Genomic DNA, 17,709 nt, shown 5'->3' with positions numbered 1-17,709 from the left:
CAGCCTGTATCAAGGCGACTATAAAACACATCTGCGTTTGATCCAATTGACAGCGTTGACACACTCTTCCACCTGGAATATATACAGAACAGCGATATAACAGCAGGAGAATGGGAAGAACAGAACAATCCAATACGTTGACAGGGTGTTATCCAGGAGCATTAACAACAAGAATGAGACTAACAGGCTGACTGCTGCCACCAGTAATGCCCAAAAATTATTTTTCATTAAGCGCACGCCGATATCCCGCGCGACCAAATGTATGGAGGCGCCGCAGCAAATGAGTGTAGATACCACCATGGCTGTAGCCAGCCCTTTCAAGCCAAAGTCGGCATGAATATAAAAACTTATTATGAAGTTCACTATCAGAGCGAAGAGTGACAACAGCATCGGCGTACCATTACGACCGCGAGCAAAGAAAAATCGATTCATAAGGTCTCGAATCAATCCCAATGGAACTGCGATCAGTAAAATTGATAGGAGACTGGAAACCTGAGAGACATCTTCTTCCAGAAACTTTCCACGCTTGAAGAGCAGACCCACTATTGATTGACTGTAAAAGATCATGTAGCTAATAACAGGCAAGGACACAAGCACTATAATTCGCACACAACGTGACAAATAAGCACCCAATTCACGTCCTGACTCGATGGTTGCCAGCGCTGCAATTCTAGGAAATAACTTTGCTGTCAAGAACACTAGAAAAATCGATATAAAGATTAGATTCAGCTTACCAGCATAACCCAGTACAGAAATCGCTCCAGCCTCTAGACTCGAGGCAAAATACACACCAACAAATCCATTAACCTGCTCAATAAAAAACGCAAGCAGCGCGGGCATGACCAACACCAACAGCGATATTTCCTTGAGTCTACGCCAAGCGCCGGAAGTCGATAGCGAAAAGTACCCCTTGGACAATAGGATGTTGCTTACTAGTAATAGCCCCCAACCTCCAACACCTAACCATAAAACCTTAGACAACCCCTCTTCCGGGCTGAACAATACCAGTCCTGAGCAAAAGACCATGTTATTTACTAGCGGGACTATATAGCTGGGCAAGGATAACTTCCTGACCGTTTGCAACGCGTTGAAAAAACCCACCGCAGTAGATAGCACAAACGTTGCCGCCATTATCCGCAAGTAATCACTTGCGAGCGCTTTGACTTGCTCGCTTGCCCCACCCGTGATGACTTCTATCAAATAATCAGAAAAAAAACCTACAACAACTGCTAACACCGCCGATACAAAACATAAAAAAAATATCGATACTGTAAGACTAGAGTCTGTTACCTTCTGATTTCCCTGAGTGAGTAGCCGCGAATATAGAGGCACGACTAACACAGGCACGGTCGCATACAGTGCAATATAAACCAATGAAGACATGGAGTTAGCTAAAAAATAACCATCCGTTATATCTGACACTCCATAGTAATAGGTAAACATCAAATCTTTAAATAATCCGCTTACTTTCCCCATAATCACGATAAAAAACACTAACACGATTAATCCGTGGCGTTTTCCTATCATGGCTCGCCCCTCTCAATTGTGGGATCAGTCGAAAAATTTCGATTTGGAAAAATAAGCCAACCCACCAGCAGAAAAAACAACACCAGCACGCCGGAAAGGCTGTGCATCAATTGATTATTTGAGTAACTAAAGACAAGGCCCATGGACAGATAAATAAATAGCGCGCCCGCAAAAGGATTACTAGATCTAATCGCCTGAATCCAGACACGCGCGTAAACGAATGCAAACAGTGGCGCGAACATAACTACACCCGGGAAGGTAATATCAGACGCCAACCAAGCAAACATTGAGTGCCATTTATCAAAACCCCATCCATAGACTTCTCCAACCCGATAGGGGTAAGTATGATGAAGCACGGCTCCGTCTGCTGAAAATATAATTTCTATGATACGACCCAGGGAATATGAATTACCGACAAAATACGACCATTCGAATGGCAACGTCAGACTTAGGTATAGCCCGTTCAAACCGTTAGTAAAGTACCCAAGAAAGATGCCTAACGCGAGCGCGTAATCGGTATTCACCAGCTCGAATAGCGAGGCATCTCTGTTCCAAACAATCAATGCATGAGTTTTATCGTAAATATTATCGATATTGATACCCGCTGCTTGATAACGTTGTCGAAGAATCTCGACAAACAACGCAAATATCAATACCCCTGCTGCAACTGACAGAATTACAGTTGAAATTTTAAATCGGCGGCGACTAGCAGCAAAGTTCACTGCAAGACCAAAAAATGTAAAAATCACAAGGTCGCCTAGGTACTTTTGCTTACCCGCACCCAGAACATTTACCAATAAATAAGTTAAAACCACAAAAATAAATGTCGCTTTGGAAATCCGACCCAGCGATGAGTAATAGTAAAACCCAAACAGCAATAGCAGCAGAGTTAAACTCTGTTGTAAAATATTAAGAACATAGGCAGCATCCACACTCGCCCGCCCACGCTCATACCCTTCGTAGCCAGCTACATAACTTTCGCCTATAGAATTGAATGATAACCCTCCTCCCGTAGTCAGGAAAAAGTACCACTGCAAAATCGCCGACACTGCCCCGCTAAACAACATCATTACCATGAGTTTTTTTATCTGGCGGAAAGAATGGCGGCGTTGTTGAAAAGCGTTGGCGCTTTCAGGGAGGCTTCCTCGTGCACCGAGTATGAACCCCAAATAAAACAAGAGCAATACTGGCCCCAGGAAAGCTAAAAGCAAAATGCTGTCCATCCCTATATATTCTATAGGGCCAATATAAAGACTCAACAACACAAAAACCGAATACGCCATGTACATATTTGCAGGCAAATACCGATAGCCTAATATCTTCATGGCTTGTTAAATATCCTTTTATAAGCCGCCACCTTTTCGTTGCCGCTTAGGTGACCTATTTTTAAAGACTTAACCTGTGCCCGCTCGACAAATTCCGCCGTCTCACCAACTATTCGAGCTGGATTACCAGCAACAATAGAACCGTCGGGCACACTCTTAGTTACCACAGAATTGGCACCTACGATACAGTCATTACCAATACTAACTCCCGGAAGCACGAGTGCACCCATACCAATGAAGACGTTGTTACCTACACTAATCTCACCAGCCAACTCCAAGTCTGGAATGTCTCTACGGAAGGGCAACGTGGAACCATCATGACATACGAAATTTGCGTTGACACTGATGAATACATTATCACCAAGCGTTACTAAATATGGCTCTGAACTAAACATCGAGTAGCTGGAGCCATAGATCTTCACCGCCCCCTTAATATTTACTCCTCGATACCGCGCATACCCCACGGGGTCGTAAACAGCATAGAACCTAGAAAAGGGAACTGTAAATATTTTCAGAAGTCGACGAAAATTCATGTCAGATTCTCACTTTTTCTATAAAGTCTGAGACTGCGTATACGTACTGTTCATAGCTGAAAGTTTTAGATTCGAACGCCCTACGCTTGAGTTGGTCAACCCCATCACTTGAGAGGTCAATTAGCGACTCAACACCTCTCACCGCCCCACCCTTTTCAAAGAGCATGACCCCAGGAGCATCACTATAGGGTTCCAAACTCATCATTGTATTTGAAATTACCGGAGTACCGATGGTAATCGACTCTGCCAATTTCGAAGGGAACCCGGCAAGGGTCACTCTGGTCTTGTCTCTAAAAAATATACTGAAGTCGCTCTGTGCGATAAATGATAAAACTTCAGCATTAGGCCTTCGTCCGTGGAATCGCACAGCGCCCATCATTTTCTTTAAGACAGACACGTGTTCGGGGAAAACTTTTAGATAGTCTGCCTCTAAAATCCCATATACATCAAAACTGAAAATCTTACCTTTGAGATACAGCTCGTAAAAAAGCTCGATACAAGAATCTAAACGTTCCTTCAAGTTTGTGCGATCTCGATTTACTCGACCGACATCAAACGGTGAGCCCACATAGATAAATTTTTTAGGCGACTCTGGGTCTCGCAGGGGCGGTGCCGAGAATACAGTTGCATCGAACAGTGTAGGCAGTTCGACTGTAGTCTTCCCCCTTTTCGAATAAAAATCAGTAAGATATTTACTCGTGGTGAAAACGCCATCGCAGAGTTGATTTACCAAATGCATCCTCAAGCCTGTGTCAGCGAACTTGATTAGTCGATGAACTAATTGGCCGCCACTGGCATCGTACCACTCCGTAGCATCTGCTATAAATTTCATACCGAACTTGCGACAGTGTTGCCGGATTCGTAGGCTTGCGACAGCCGGGTAGTTATAACAAATAGCAGCGACCATTTTGTCTGTGCGAGACTTTCGAAGAACACCCATAACGCTTTGAAGGCCGCAAATATAACGTACCCATTCGACACTCGTCTTGGGGTAAGGAACCGACCAACATTCGAAGTTTGAATAAAGGGCACGCTGAGCATCTGACCCAGCTCGCAGCGAGCTATCAACACCAACAAAGACCACTTCATATCCAAGTGAACGAAGAATCTTGCCGTTTGCAATAACACGCAGTGCTGCTGCGTTCTTATCAGGCAATTCAAAACCACCGATATAGAAAACAGTACCCTTACTCATTCCGCCCCCGTTTCAAATGTGCTAATTACAGTAAGGAGCCTGCATATGCCACCGTTCCTCAGCTTCACTTAAATAGCTCTACGTACCACGGCATGGCCCTATTGACCCCCTCTTTTATATCAATTCTGGGATCGTAACCTAAAAGGTTATTTGCTTTGCTGATATCGGCCTGTGAGTGGCGCACATCGCCTTCGCGGAAATCCACATATACTGGCGGCCGCTTGTAACTAACACCATTTTCCGCCAACGCTTCAATCAAGTATGAGAATAGTTGATTCAGCGTAGTTCGATCACCGAGCGCAACGTTGTAAACTTGATTTCTCGCTGCCTCATTTGCCGTTGCAGCCAAGAGATTGGCTTGAATTACGTTCTCGATGAAACAGAAGTCTCGACTGGTTTCACCATCTCCGTTAACTTTCAGGTCCTCATCGGCTAACATAGCCGCAGTCCACTTTGGTATCACTGCTGCATACGCGCCATTGGGATCTTGACGCCGTCCAAACACGTTAAAATAGCGCAGCCCTATTGTTTTGAAACCGTAGGTCTTTGCGAATACTTCAGCGTATAACTCATTGACATATTTCGTCACTGCGTACGGAGAAAGTGGCTTGCCAATCTTATCCTCTACTTTGGGGAGCGCTGGGTGATCACCATAGGTCGAGCTACTTGCCGCATAGGTGAAACTCTTCACGCCTGCATCGCGAGCGGCGACCAGCATATTCAGGAAACCATCAATATTCGTCGCATTGGTAGTGATAGGGTCGTTGATCGAACGAGGCACTGAACCGAGCGCAGCTTGGTGAAGTACATGATCTGCACCCCTACAAGCCTTGTGACAATCATCGAGGTTACGAACATCGCCTTCAACGAACTCAAATGCAGCCCATTGTTCAAGCGTCACCGCGCCTCTGACTTCATCTAAATTCCGCTGGTGACCCGTCGCAAAATTATCTAGGCCGATCACCTTTTGATTTAGCTTAAGTAGTTTTTCGAGTAGGTTGGAACCTATGAAACCCGCTACACCCGTTATGAGCCATGTGGCTTTTTCGGTCATGAGACGCTGGGTTAAATCCTCGTAAGTAGTCATATATCCACGCTCGCACAGAGATAGTTAGGGAGGTCACCCTTGCGGGCCACCTCATCGGTCACAAACGCAGATCGCTCTCATCAGCAGACAGCAAATACTTCAGGTCGTAAAGTACATGCTCAGGCTTACCCAAGGCGCGAATACCGGCTTCACCCATCTCTTTGAATTGTCGATGCGCTACAGCGATAATTACTCCGTCGTAGGTACCGCCGACCCCTTCATGAATTGGAGTGATGCCATACTCATGGTGGGCCTCTTCCACATTGACCCATGGATCATGAATATCTACATGAATATTGTATTCTTGCAGCTCTTTGACAATATCCACGACCTTAGTATTGCGCAGGTCCGGGCAATTTTCCTTGAACGTGAGACCCATAATCAATACGCGTGCGCCGTCTACATGAATCCGACGCTTGACCATGGTCTTGACCAACTGGGATGCAACATACGCTGCCATACTGTCATTTAGGCGACGACCCGCGAGGATGATCTCTGGGTGATAGCCGATGCTTTGGGCCTTATGCGTTAAATAATAGGGATCTACCCCAATGCAGTGACCACCTACCAACCCTGGACGGAAGGGCAGGAAATTCCACTTGGTACCCGCTGCGTCGAGGACAGCCTCAGTGTCGATTCCCATCTTATTAAAGATCAAGGCCAGTTCGTTAATCAGGGCAATATTCAGGTCTCGCTGAGTATTCTCAATTACCTTGGCGGCTTCAGCTACTTTGATACTGCTAGCCTTATGCGTACCGGCGATAATAATTTCACGATACAAAGCATCTACTACTTCGGCCACTTCAGGAGTAGAGCCCGAGGTCACCTTCTTAATGGTGGTGACGCGGTGTTCTTTGTCACCTGGATTGATCCTTTCTGGGCTATAGCCTGCATAGAAATCTGAGTTGAAAGCTAAACCCGAAATTTTTTCAAGCACTGGTACGCAATCGTCTTCGGTCGCGCCGGGATAGACCGTGGACTCATAAATAACGATATCGCCACGTTTCAGAACTTTACCAATCGTCTCAGAGGCTTTGATCAGCGGTGTTAGGTCCGGTTGTTTGTAATCATCAATCGGAGTTGGCACCGTTACGATGTATACATTGCAGGCGCGTAGATCGTCGAGACAGGCACTGTAAAGTAGGTGGTGGGCTTCGCGCATCTCTTCGCCACTCACCTCCAGCGTCGAATCGTGGCCGCTTTGTAATGCTTCGATTCGAGATTGATTTATATCAAAACCAATAACAGAACGCTTTTTCCCAAACTCAACTGCCAAGGGCAAACCGACGTAGCCAAGGCCGATTACAGCGAGCTTCACGTCTTTAAGTGAAAACATATTTCATCCAACCCTGTTGCAAATTGAGTCAAGTGGTGAGGAGCCACGCGCCCACTCATTTTTTTGATAATCCACCTGCTGTACTGCCAATGGATTGTCGAATTTCGTTAACTACCAGCTTCGGCGGACCTATTGGCCTACGCCTATTTTCATTTTTCAGTGCGCGGTCAGCGAGACAGGCCAAATCACCCAGGCTTTCCACCGTGCTGCTTAGCCGAGAGCTACCACTGTGCGACTGCGCCCAGGATATCAATTTGACATCAACTGGAGCCAATCGATCTCGAGCGTGCCAGACACTTGAGCGTATGAGATGAGCGAACACCAACCAAGCCTAAATTTCTTTCAGCAACCTATCAACGGTAATCTTGAGAGCTCCAGCAACCACTGCGTTTTCCTTTCAATGGGGCAAAATGCCAAATCCGCAGTTTTCCCAGGCTGAGCGAACCGCCCGCGCAGCTCTGGCCTTGCTCTCGATCAGGACAGTGGTCGGTCGCCAGCACTACCGCATCGAAGCTGGCCAAGTTCCTGCGGTCAGCGCTTCGATGCTAAGTCCCCGCGCCGCTCGTTTCCCCATTATTGATCCGGGACGCACCGGTTTCTGCGCCTGCATTAGGAGAAACTCGCTCTGCCGTCCCCTTGATCTCAAGCACCCGGATCTGCCGCAAGCGGTCCTTGACCAGGCTGCGGATCAAGGCGGTCAGCACACCCAGCATCAACCCGACTACCAAGGCAACTAGGACAATGAGGGCTTTGCGGGGGCGGATCGGACGAACCGGCTCAACCGCTAATTGGTCAACACTGACCAAACGCAGGCCTTGCAGGCTGGTATCCAGGTTAAGCAAGCGGGATTTTTCTGCTCGGAGGGTCTCTATCCCTTCAAGGAAGGCCGCGTCATTAGCCCGAGCTTTGAGCATCTGCACCTTGCGGTTAGTGGACAGCATGACGAGCTCTTTGCGAATCTGCGCGATGCGCGGCTCGGTGAAATCGTCGGAAGTACGTCGGCGCAACGCATTGCGCTCTGCCTCGAGCACATTCGAGCCAAGGAAATACAACGGCGTTTGCTGGCTGTTGACTTCGGTGCGAATGATATTGCTGCTTTCCGAATCTGCATTGGCCATCAGGGACGGTGTAGAGGGCCGGCTCAGGCCCAGGCTTCGCGCAATGGCAATTGCCTCATCCAACTGAGCCAGCCGCGCCTCTCTGCGCAGTTTCGATTGCACACGGAGAGCGCTCAACTCGTCGTTCAACTCCGCACGCTTGATGGCGTCGGCCTCTTCCAGGCGCGCTATTCGGCTTTCTTTGCCAGCGCTGTATTGCTCCATCGCCGAACTCAGCTGGGCATCAACTTCGGTCAGGCGGTTGGCCTTGATGATTTGCAGGTCCTGGACCAACTGAGCTCGCTCTCGCTCGGCCGCATAAGCGACAAAGTCATTGAGCACACTGGCGCCATCAAGCCCCCGGTCGTAGCGAATCTTCAGACCAATATAAGTACTGAGCAGATCAGTCTTTTTGGGGTCTGGCTGCATGAGCATCAGTGCATCGCTGTTGAACGCATCGAACGCCTGCTCCAGACTCTGGCCCGGGCTTGCGAACGCCTCGATCAGCTCCGGCCGAGCGCGGAAGAAGGCCAGCCGCGCGTCATAGGAATCCAGGGTCGCGCCTACCCGCTTGAGCGCCTCAACCGGCGGCAGGGTGTAGATTTGCGAGCGGTTCAGGGCGTCCAGCTCGTTCAAGGCAACCGGGCGCAAAATAGTCGATGTTTCATAGACCGGCGTTGCAACCTGAGCATAGACAACGCCAAGCGCAGCACTTACGGCAGCTACACCGAGGATCAGAACTCGACGTCGCCACAGCCGGCGGACGAGATCGAAAAGGTCTATTTCGCTGGTAGGGATAGCGGGCGGTACACGCGTGACGCTGTTCAATGCACTTTGCCTGATAGATAGATTGAGAATTACCACGACAGGCACTGCTTAGCGCATCATGCGCGCGTCCAGCTTTTCCATGCCATCGGTGACCGCGAGCATTGTTGCATTTCTCGCAATTTCCAACAACGGTTGGGGACAAGAACCGGCCACGTCACAGCACTCAAGCCATGACACGGCGCCTTATCCAGACATCTCTGGCAAGCGCGACCATCACCCCCAAACCCAAGCCCGCCGCACTGGCCAGCAGAACGATCAACGACTTTTTAGGCTTGATTGGCTTATCAGGCTGCTCGACAGCGCCATCCTGCTGATATACCGCGATGGCTGATGGATCAATGCTGATACTGCGATAAATACCCAGCTTTTCCTGCCTGGACCTGAGCTCACTGATGAATGGATCATCGGAGACGCGCGATTTGAGGGTATCGATTTCAGCTCTGAGCGCTTCACTCCCGCGCATGTAGGTCAGGCTGCCTCCCATGCCCGCTGAAATTTCTGACGACAAGTCACCTGCAAGAATCGGTGGCCTCTTCAGCCCAATGGATTCAGCCACAGCAAGCGCCTCCTGCAGCTGAGCAATCTGGTCTTCACGCTGCTTGCGTGCGCCGGCCTGAGCAGCTTGAATCTGTCGCTCGAGGTTGTCAGCCATGATCGCGAGGTCGCTGTGGCTACCCTTCAACACTTCTCGCTTAGCGCGTTCAGACGCCATTTCCACGTATGTCGTGACCCAGTCGGCAGCTCTACGGGGGTCTTCGAGATTAGCGGTTACGACATAACGAGAGGGCATGTCTTTGCCGGCCTGAGACACTTTGATCAAACTGTTGAAGTGACTGTACAAAGCATCACGCGAACCACTGCGCTGCTCATCCGTGAGGTGCGCCAAATATTCCGTGCGGAAAAATTTGTTACGTAGTGCTTCTGACTGCAGGGCCTTCAAGTAGATGTCGTATACATCCTTGACGGAATAGATCGGCAACCCTGAATCTCCACCCCGAGCGTTATTGAGTTGAGCAATCTCGCTCTGCGACGGCGGCTGAACATAAAGCTTGGCCTCATATACCGGTTGTACGAGCAGCACATAGGCGATGCTCAGTCCAATTATCGGCAGCGCAACCAGTGCAACCCAGAGCTTCCTTCTCCAGACACCCTGCACCAACTCGACCAGATCAATTTCACCCTCACCACTCAGGCGCTCACGTTCATTGCGCATTTATTCTAATTTTCCTTGGATCCGTCGAAGTCAGACTTCCCTGAACAGGTACGACCTTCGCCAACCCATGGCTTGCTACCTGTAAAGATGAAGCGTAGCGGCAATTCAGCAATGTGCATGGCCCATTACATATCTTTAGCATTAATCCGTTATAGAGAGGTCTGAGCCTGGGAAGTTCCACTCCGTACTGGCTTCAAAGCGTGCTCTGCCAAACGGTCAAGCTGGGACTGTGACGCCCACCTCGCACCCGAGTTCCGCAGATTTGCTGCGCAGCGCTGACGCCAACCCCCGCTTCGCCCTACCCTCCCCATGCACAAGCACCACCCGCCTGGCCGCCCTCCCCGCACCCAACGCAAAATCGACCAATCCAGCTTGATCTGCATGAGCCGAATAGCCCGTCAGCGTCGTGACCTTGATCCGCCGCGGATAGGCCTCGCCATCCAACTCCACCTTCTCAGCACCAGCCTGCAAAACCGCCCCAGGCGTCCCCTTGACCTGATACCCGACAAAAACCACCTCATGCCGCGGATCACCCAGCATGGCCTTGAGGTAATTAACGATCCGCCCACCCGAACACATGCCATTGCCGGCAATCACAATCGCTGGCCGGCCAGTACTCTTTAGATAATTGACCACTTGCTGGTGCTTGGCGTGGCTATCCACACACACCAACTGGGAAAAGCCAAGCGGCTTGCGCCCTTCGCTCAAGCGTAGTCGGGCTTCGTCATTCCAGTACTGATGCAGCTCCCGGTAGACCTGGGTCACGCGCTGAGCCAGCGGCGAGTCGAGGATGATCGGTAACTGCGCCCAGTCGACCTGATCATCGCAGGCTGCCGCGCCCGAGGTGTCGAGCAGGCCTTTAAGGTGAAGGACCTCTTCAATCTCATAGAGCAACTCTTGCGTACGACCGAGACTGAATGCGGGGATCAGGATCGTGCCCTGGTCAGCCAAGGCACGATCTATCGCTGCTTCCAGACGCTGGCGCCGGTCGCTGCGGTCAGGATGCAGGCGGTCGCCATAGGTGCTTTCGAGCACCAGCACATCGGCGCGCTCTGGCGGCTGGACTGGACGCAGCAAGGGGCTGTAGGGCGCGCCGATATCGCCAGAGAACACCACACGGGTGCTGCACGATTGCGCAGGGGTACTGATGTCACACTCGACGTACGCTGAACCGAGCAGATGGCCGGCACGCTGCAGACGGATGCGACATTGCAGGTGCCCTTGCTCGATCAGACTGTGCCACTGACCAAAGGCGATCGGCTCAACCAGACTTTTCAGCAGGTGCAGAAAACGCGCTACCTGCGCGGGCTCGCTACTGATGCCGAGTTTGAAGGCATCTTCAAGAATCAGCGGGAGCAGCTTCGCGGAAGGCACGCTACAGAAGATCGGGCCGCGAAAGCCTGCGGCCAGCAGTGCCGGAATGCGACCGACATGGTCGAGGTGCACATGGGTGATCACCAACGCCTGGATGCCGCTGATATCGAAGCCCAGCGCGGAGGAATCAGGGCGGGCATCGGTGCCTTGCTCAAGCCCGCAATCGATGAGCAGGCTGGTGGCGGAATCTAGGTGCAGCTGATGACAGGAGCCCGTGACGCCGCGGGTGCCACCATTATGCGTGATAACGGGGAAAGTCATGCTGCTGAAGCCCTGCGCAGGGTTGAAAACGAAGCGGGCTATTACTCCATTTTATTCGCAGATTTCATATCAGCTATATCTGCTAAAGCTGTAGGACGTTTCCTCAGCTCTCTGCCAAGGCCGCCTGACGTGCCGATGCACGAATCCTGCGTTTACTGCGCATGACGCCGTAGGCGCCAAGCAATGGACCGAGGGCCAACCCCACCACCAAGGCGGCGAGTACCGGCAGCGCTACAGGCACTGCAGGGGCAGTCCAGCCGAACAATACCAGGGCGACGGTTTGCTGGTTCTCCAGCACGAAGAACATCACCACTGCTGCCAGCAGCAGGACGAACAGCAGCGCCAGGGCGCGCTTGAGGTTACGCATCGGTCTGATCCTTTGATTGCACTCAGGCTTCGGTTTCGTGCTCTTCTTCGTTGACCCGGTCGCGCAATTCCTTGCCCGGCTTGAAGTGCGGCACGAACTTGCCTTCAAGGCTTACCGACTGGCCGGTCTTGGGGTTGCGACCTACGCGAGGTGCGCGATAGTGCAGCGAGAAGCTGCCAAAGCCGCGGATCTCGATGCGATCGCCCGTTGCCAGGCACTGGGCCATCTGCTCGAGCATGGTCTTGATGGCCAACTCGACGTCCTTGGACGAGAGTAAACCCTGATGGGTGACAATACGTTCGATCAGCTCCGACTTCGTCATGTTTTTCCCTTCGTTATCAAGCAGCTAGATCATTGCTTAACCAGTTTGTAGCACGCTCAGGGGGATTTGAACAGGGCGGTTCTTGACTTAATAAAAAAATTCAAGATTGGTGCGCGGGGAACTTTTTCGGTGCACCGGGTTAGGCAGCGCTGGGTAGAGGGGTTTGCACCAGTTGGGCGCAGACGCCGCGGGCAGTTGCGCAACCCTCTGGCAACAGGCGACAAATCGCAGGCAATAAAAAAGGGCGACCTAAGTCGCCCCTTTTCTACCGATCAAGCAGAACTTAGTTCTGTTTGGCCATTGCTTCGCGAAGCAGCGCAGCCATGGTGGTGTCGGCAGCAGCTGCCTCAGGAGCCTGTTTCAGGCTCTGGATAGCTTCACGCTCTTCAGCATCGTCTTTCGATTTGATCGACAGGCTGATAACGCGCGACTTACGGTCAACGCTGATGATCTTGGCTTCGATCTCTTCGCCTTCCTTCAGAACGTTACGCGCGTCTTCAACGCGGTCACGGCTGATTTCGGAAGCTTTCAGAGTAGCTTCGATGTCGTCGGCCAGGGTGATGATGGCGCCTTTGGCGTCAACTTCTTTGACGATACCCTTGACGATTGCACCTTTGTCGTTGACAGCAACGAAGTTGGAGAACGGATCGTCTTCCAGCTGCTTGATGCCCAGGGAGATGCGCTCGCGCTCTGGATCAACCGACAGGATGACAGTTTCCAGCTCGTCGCCCTTCTTGAAACGACGTACGGCTTCTTCGCCGGTTTCGTTCCAGGAGATGTCGGACAGGTGAACCAGACCGTCGATGCCGCCGTCCAGGCCGATGAAGATACCGAAGTCGGTGATCGACTTGATGGTACCGGTGATCTTGTCACCCTTGTTGAACTGGCCGGAGAAGTCTTCCCATGGGTTGGACTTGCACTGTTTGATGCCCAGGGAGATACGACGACGCTCTTCGTCGATGTCCAGAACCATAACTTCCACTTCGTCGCCAACCTGAACGACTTTCGACGGGTGGATGTTTTTGTTGGTCCAGTCCATTTCGGAAACGTGTACCAGACCTTCAACGCCTTCTTCCAGCTCAGCGAAGCAGCCGTAGTCGGTCAGGTTGGTAACGCGAGCTTGTACGCGAGTACCTTCTGGGTAACGAGCAGTGATAGCTACCCACGGATCTTCGCCCATCTGCTTCAGACCCAGCGAAACGCGGTTGCGCTCACGGTCGAACTTCAGGACGCGAACATCAACTTCGTCACCAACGTTGACGATTTCCGACGGGTGCTTGATACGCTTCCAAGCCATGTCGGTGATGTGCAGCAGGCCGTCGATGCCGCCCAGATCCACGAATGCGCCGTAGTCGGTGAGGTTCTTGACGATACCTTTGACTTGCTGGCCTTCTTGCAGAGTTTCGAGCAGAGCTTCACGCTCGGCGCTGTTCTCGGCTTCGAGGACGCTGCGACGCGAAACAACGACGTTGTTGCGCTTCTGGTCCAGCTTGATGACCTTGAATTCCAGCTCTTTGCCTTCGAGGTGGGTGGTGTCGCGCACTGGGCGGACATCAACCAACGAACCTGGCAGGAACGCACGGATACCGTTAACGTCGACAGTGAAGCCGCCTTTAACCTTACCGTTGATAACGCCCTTGACAACTTCTTCGGCAGCGAAAGCAGCTTCCAGAACAATCCAGCACTCGGCGCGCTTGGCTTTTTCACGGGACAGCTTGGTTTCGCCAAAGCCGTCTTCGACCGCGTCCAGCGCAACGTGAACTTCGTCACCGACCTTGATGGTCAGCTCGCCAGCTTCGTTGTAGAACTGCTCGAGCGGGATGACGCCCTCGGACTTCAGGCCAGCGTGTACGGTAACCCAGTCGCCGTCGATGTCGACAACGATACCGGTGATGATCGCACCCGGCTGAAGATTGAGGGTTTTCAGGCTTTCTTCAAAGAGTTCTGCAAAGCTTTCGCTCATTTTAATTCCTGTAGATTTGGGCGAAGAAGACGCCCCTAACCACACTCCAGACAATGTGGGTTTCGTTATTTAAAGGAAAACCGGCAAGACGTTGACTGGTGCCCCTGCCTGCTTTCCTGATCATCAGGCGATACCGCGCAGGGCGATCTCGCTTTTGATGCGTTGCAACACCTGCTCGATGGACAACTCGGTAGAGTCCAGCTGAATCGCGTCGGCCGCCGGTTTAAGCGGGGCCACCGCACGCTGGGTATCGCGCTCATCGCGCGCACTAATCTCATCTAGCAGACTCGCCAGCCTAACATCGTCGCCTTTCGCTTTCAACTGCAAATAACGACGACGCGCCCGCTCCTCGGCGCTGGCGGTCAAAAACACTTTCAACGGCGCGTCCGGGAACACCACAGTGCCCATGTCGCGGCCGTCTGCGATCAGCCCCGGAGCCTCCTGAAACGCGCGCTGGCGTTGCAGCAGGGCATCGCGCACCGCGGGCAGCGAGGCCACCATCGAGGCGCCGGCGCCGACTGCTTCGGTACGGATGTCGAGGCTGACGTCGTCACCCTCGAGCATGATGCGCTGCAGCTTACCCTCCTCGGCCGGGTAGAACTGCACATCCAGATGAGCGGCCAGCTTGGTCAGCAGCTCTTCGTTGGTCAGGTCGACGCCATGGTTGCGCGCGCTGAAGGCGAGCAAACGGTACAGCGCGCCGGAATCGAGCAGGCGCCAGCCGAGCTCACGTGCCAGCAGCCCGGCTACGGTGCCTTTGCCCGACCCACTCGGGCCGTCGATGGTAATGACCGGGGCCTGGGCGTTCACGACTTGGCCTCTTCGGCCACACGAATGCCGACTTCGGCGCACAGCGCGAGGAAGTTCGGGAACGAGGTGGCAACGTTGGCGCAGTCATGGATACGCACCGGCGCAGTGGCCCGCAGCGAGGCGATGCTGAAAGCCATGGCGATACGGTGGTCGCCGTGGCCGTGTACTTCGCCACCGCCAATCGGGCCGCCGTCGATGATGATCCCGTCCGGGGTCGGTTCGCACGTCACGCCCAGGGTGATCAGGCCGTCGGCCATTACCTGGATGCGGTCGGATTCCTTCACTCGCAGTTCTTCGGCGCCACGGAGGATGGTCCGGCCTTCGGCGCAAGCCGCGGCGACGAACAGCACCGGGAACTCGTCGATAGCCAGTGGTACCAGCTCTTCAGGGATCTCGATGCCTTTGAGCTTGGCGCCGCGCACACGCAGGTCGGCTACCGGCTCGCCACCGACTTCACGCTGGTTCTCCAGAGTGATATCGCCGCCCATCAGGCGCAGGATGTCGATGACACCGGTGCGGGTTGGGTTGATGCCGACGTGCTCAAGCAGCAGGTCGGAGCCTTCGGCGATCGACGCGGCAACCAGGAAGAACGCAGCAGACGAGATATCTGCCGGCACTTCGATACGGGTTGCGGTGAGTTTGCCACCCGCTTGCAGCGAAGCGACCGGGCCGTTGGACTCGACCGCATAGCCAAAGCCGCGCAGCATGCGCTCGGTGTGGTCGCGGGTTGGCGCAGGCTCGGTGACGGTGGTCACGCCTTCGGCATACAGGCCGGCCAGCAGCAGGCAGGATTTGACCTGGGCACTGGCCATTGGCAGCGTGTAGTTGAGTGCCTTGAGTTTTTGCCCGCCACGAATGGTCAGTGGTGGCCGGCCATCGGCGCCGGTTTCGACCACTGCGCCCATTTCCCGCAGCGGGTTGGCGACACGGCCCATCGGCCGCTTCGACAGCGAAGCATCGCCAGTCATGGTCACGTCGAACGGCTGGCCGGCGAGCAGGCCCGACAGCAGGCGCATCGAGGTGCCGGAGTTGCCGACGTAGATCGGCCCGGGCGGGGCTTTCAGGCCGTGCAGGCCGACACCGTGAATGGTGACCTTGCCATGGTTGGGGCCTTCGATGACCACACCCATGTCGCGGAAGGCCTGCAAGGTCGCCAGAGCGTCCTCGCCTTCAAGGAAGCCTTCGACTTCAGTGGTGCCTTCGGCCAGCGAGCCGAGCATGATCGAGCGATGGGAAATCGACTTGTCGCCTGGAACGCGGATCCGTCCGGACACGCGGCCACCAGGTTGGGCCAGGAAAATCAGATCGTTGGCGTTCATAGCGTCCACATAGGCCCGGCGGGCCAGGATTTTACTGAAATGCTCGCGGGCAACCCGTGCGCGGGTAAATACCCCCAGCAGCTGGTGCCCATCCCCTGCATCGACCGCGTCGCGCAAGGCGTCGAGGTCGCTGCGAAATGTATCTAGCGTGCGCAGCACCGCCTCGCGGTTGGCGAGGAAGATGTCATGCCACATGATCGGGTCGCTGCCGGCGATTCTTGTGAAATCGCGAAAGCCCCCTGCAGCGTACCGGAAGATTTCGAGGTTTTCATTGCGCTTGGCCAGCGAATCGACCAAGCCGAAGGCCAGCAGGTGTGGCAGGTGACTGGTAGCCGCCAGCACTTCGTCGTGACGCTCGACCGTCATGTGTTCGACATCGGCGCCCAATGCGCGCCACAGGCGGTCGACCATGGTCAGTGCGGCAGGGTCGGTTTCAGCCAGTGGCGTAAGAATGACTTTATGCCGGCGGAACAGCGCGGCGTTGGAGGCCTCTACCCCGCTCTGCTCGGAGCCGGCAATCGGGTGGCCGGGAACGAAGCGCGGCAGATTGCTGCTGAACACTTCGCGGGCGGCACGGACCACGTTGCACTTGGCGCTGCCGACGTCGGTGACGATGGCATTGCCAAGGTCGAGCCTGGCCAGCACGGCGAGCAGTTTTTCCATGGCCAGGATCGGCACGGCGAGCTGGATCACGTCGGCGCCGACGCAGGCGCTGGCGAGGTCTTCTTCGCAGCGATCGACTACACCGAGGGCGACAGCCTGCTTGCGCGACGGGGCATCGAGATCGACACCGACGACTTCGCGGCACAGGCCGCTTTCACGCAGGCCCTTGGCGAACGAGCCGCCGATTAGGCCGAGGCCGACCACGACCAGGCGGCCGATAATCGGCGCGGATTTGTTTGCTACCACATCAACCACGAGTGCGAACCCTGTTCAGAACGGCAGCATGTGCCGGATCAAACCATGCTGATCGATTGCCGCACCGGGGCCGGGGGGGGGGGGGGGGGGGGGGGGGGCGGGGGGGGGGGGGGGGGGGGCCCCCCCCCCCCCCCCCCCCCCCCCCCCCACCCCCCCCCCCCCCGCGCGGCGCGCGCCCGCCCCGCGGCGGCCGAGGCCGGGTGGGGGGGCGGGGCGGGGGGCCCGCCGCCCCCC

At 54.0% G+C, this 17,709-nt stretch carries 14 protein-coding genes; all 14 read right to left on the bottom strand.

The features are described 5' to 3' along the window. Window positions 1-18: 18 nt before the first annotated feature. Window positions 19-1,527 carry a murein biosynthesis integral membrane protein MurJ gene (gene murJ / locus M2396_RS00070; protein ID WP_259072244.1) on the bottom strand — a complete coding sequence of 503 codons (1,509 nt, stop codon included), beginning with the start codon at window positions 1,525-1,527 and terminating at the stop codon, window positions 19-21. Then, window positions 1,524-2,852, bottom strand: a complete 1,329-nt coding sequence (locus M2396_RS00065) for a hypothetical protein (protein ID WP_259072241.1) — start codon at window positions 2,850-2,852, stop codon at window positions 1,524-1,526. The genes murJ and M2396_RS00065 overlap by 4 nt, the downstream gene beginning before the upstream one ends. After that, window positions 2,849-3,385: an acyltransferase gene (locus M2396_RS00060; RefSeq protein WP_259072238.1), complete on the bottom strand. Its 537-nt coding sequence runs from the start codon at window positions 3,383-3,385 to the stop codon at window positions 2,849-2,851. The genes M2396_RS00065 and M2396_RS00060 overlap by 4 nt, the downstream gene beginning before the upstream one ends. 1 nt (window position 3,386) lies before the next feature. Next, a complete protein-coding gene (locus tag M2396_RS00055; RefSeq protein WP_259072236.1) occupies window positions 3,387-4,580 on the bottom strand; it encodes a hypothetical protein in 1,194 nt (397 codons plus the stop codon). A 64-nt stretch (window positions 4,581-4,644) separates the two neighbouring features. Further along, window positions 4,645-5,667, bottom strand: a complete 1,023-nt coding sequence (locus tag M2396_RS00050) for an NAD-dependent epimerase/dehydratase family protein (RefSeq protein WP_259072235.1) — start codon at window positions 5,665-5,667, stop codon at window positions 4,645-4,647. Window positions 5,668-5,725: 58 nt separating this feature from the next. Then, window positions 5,726-7,003, bottom strand: coding sequence for a Vi polysaccharide biosynthesis UDP-N-acetylglucosamine C-6 dehydrogenase TviB (tviB, locus tag M2396_RS00045; protein WP_259072233.1), 1,278 nt, complete (start codon window positions 7,001-7,003; stop codon window positions 5,726-5,728). 545 nt (window positions 7,004-7,548) lie between these two features. Next, a complete protein-coding gene (locus M2396_RS00040; protein WP_259072232.1) occupies window positions 7,549-8,964 on the bottom strand; it encodes a Wzz/FepE/Etk N-terminal domain-containing protein in 1,416 nt (471 codons plus the stop codon). A gap of 127 nt (window positions 8,965-9,091) precedes the next feature. Further along, window positions 9,092-10,141, bottom strand: a complete 1,050-nt coding sequence (locus M2396_RS00035; protein WP_259072231.1) for an LPS O-antigen chain length determinant protein WzzB — start codon at window positions 10,139-10,141, stop codon at window positions 9,092-9,094. Window positions 10,142-10,357: 216 nt separating this feature from the next. Further along, complete coding sequence (locus M2396_RS00030) at window positions 10,358-11,776, bottom strand: MBL fold metallo-hydrolase (RefSeq protein ID WP_259072230.1); 1,419 nt, start codon at window positions 11,774-11,776, stop codon at window positions 10,358-10,360. 103 nt (window positions 11,777-11,879) lie between these two features. Beyond that, a complete protein-coding gene (locus M2396_RS00025) occupies window positions 11,880-12,143 on the bottom strand; it encodes a LapA family protein (protein ID WP_150571398.1) in 264 nt (87 codons plus the stop codon). A 22-nt stretch (window positions 12,144-12,165) separates the two neighbouring features. Further along, the gene (gene ihfB, locus M2396_RS00020) at window positions 12,166-12,465 is read right to left on the bottom strand and encodes an integration host factor subunit beta (RefSeq protein WP_101321649.1); all 300 of its coding nucleotides are present in this window, start codon (window positions 12,463-12,465) and stop codon (window positions 12,166-12,168) included. A 283-nt stretch (window positions 12,466-12,748) separates the two neighbouring features. Further along, window positions 12,749-14,428, bottom strand: coding sequence for a 30S ribosomal protein S1 (gene rpsA, locus M2396_RS00015; protein ID WP_101321650.1), 1,680 nt, complete (start codon window positions 14,426-14,428; stop codon window positions 12,749-12,751). Between the two features lie 123 nt (window positions 14,429-14,551). Then, window positions 14,552-15,238, bottom strand: coding sequence for a (d)CMP kinase (cmk, locus tag M2396_RS00010; RefSeq protein WP_101321651.1), 687 nt, complete (start codon window positions 15,236-15,238; stop codon window positions 14,552-14,554). Next, the gene (locus tag M2396_RS00005) at window positions 15,235-17,442 is read right to left on the bottom strand and encodes a bifunctional prephenate dehydrogenase/3-phosphoshikimate 1-carboxyvinyltransferase (protein WP_259074200.1); all 2,208 of its coding nucleotides are present in this window, start codon (window positions 17,440-17,442) and stop codon (window positions 15,235-15,237) included. The genes cmk and M2396_RS00005 overlap by 4 nt, the downstream gene beginning before the upstream one ends. Window positions 17,443-17,709: the final 267 nt, after the last annotated feature.

Origin of the sequence: Pseudomonas sp. BIGb0278 (assembly GCF_024809895.1) — a bacterium.
Classification (GTDB): Bacteria; Pseudomonadota; Gammaproteobacteria; order Pseudomonadales; family Pseudomonadaceae; genus Aquipseudomonas; species Aquipseudomonas shirazensis.
Note: the sequence above shows the minus strand (reverse complement) of the source record. Positions and strands in the feature narration are given on the sequence as shown.

What these genes read in the sequence shown, in the direction of transcription:
- murJ (WP_259072244.1), bottom strand. Translation starts at nt 1,527, where the DNA reads ATGATAGGAAAACGCCACGGATTAATCGTGTTAGTGTTTTTTATCGTG.
- M2396_RS00065 (WP_259072241.1), bottom strand. Translation starts at nt 2,852, where the DNA reads ATGAAGATATTAGGCTATCGGTATTTGCCTGCAAATATGTACATGGCG.
- M2396_RS00060 (WP_259072238.1), bottom strand. Translation starts at nt 3,385, where the DNA reads ATGAATTTTCGTCGACTTCTGAAAATATTTACAGTTCCCTTTTCTAGG.
- M2396_RS00055 (WP_259072236.1), bottom strand. Translation starts at nt 4,580, where the DNA reads ATGAGTAAGGGTACTGTTTTCTATATCGGTGGTTTTGAATTGCCTGAT.
- M2396_RS00050 (WP_259072235.1), bottom strand. Translation starts at nt 5,667, where the DNA reads ATGACTACTTACGAGGATTTAACCCAGCGTCTCATGACCGAAAAAGCC.
- tviB (WP_259072233.1), bottom strand. Translation starts at nt 7,003, where the DNA reads ATGTTTTCACTTAAAGACGTGAAGCTCGCTGTAATCGGCCTTGGCTAC.
- M2396_RS00035 (WP_259072231.1), bottom strand. Translation starts at nt 10,141, where the DNA reads ATGCGCAATGAACGTGAGCGCCTGAGTGGTGAGGGTGAAATTGATCTG.
- M2396_RS00030 (WP_259072230.1), bottom strand. Translation starts at nt 11,776, where the DNA reads ATGACTTTCCCCGTTATCACGCATAATGGTGGCACCCGCGGCGTCACG.
- M2396_RS00025 (WP_150571398.1), bottom strand. Translation starts at nt 12,143, where the DNA reads ATGCGTAACCTCAAGCGCGCCCTGGCGCTGCTGTTCGTCCTGCTGCTG.
- ihfB (WP_101321649.1), bottom strand. Translation starts at nt 12,465, where the DNA reads ATGACGAAGTCGGAGCTGATCGAACGTATTGTCACCCATCAGGGTTTA.
- rpsA (WP_101321650.1), bottom strand. Translation starts at nt 14,428, where the DNA reads ATGAGCGAAAGCTTTGCAGAACTCTTTGAAGAAAGCCTGAAAACCCTC.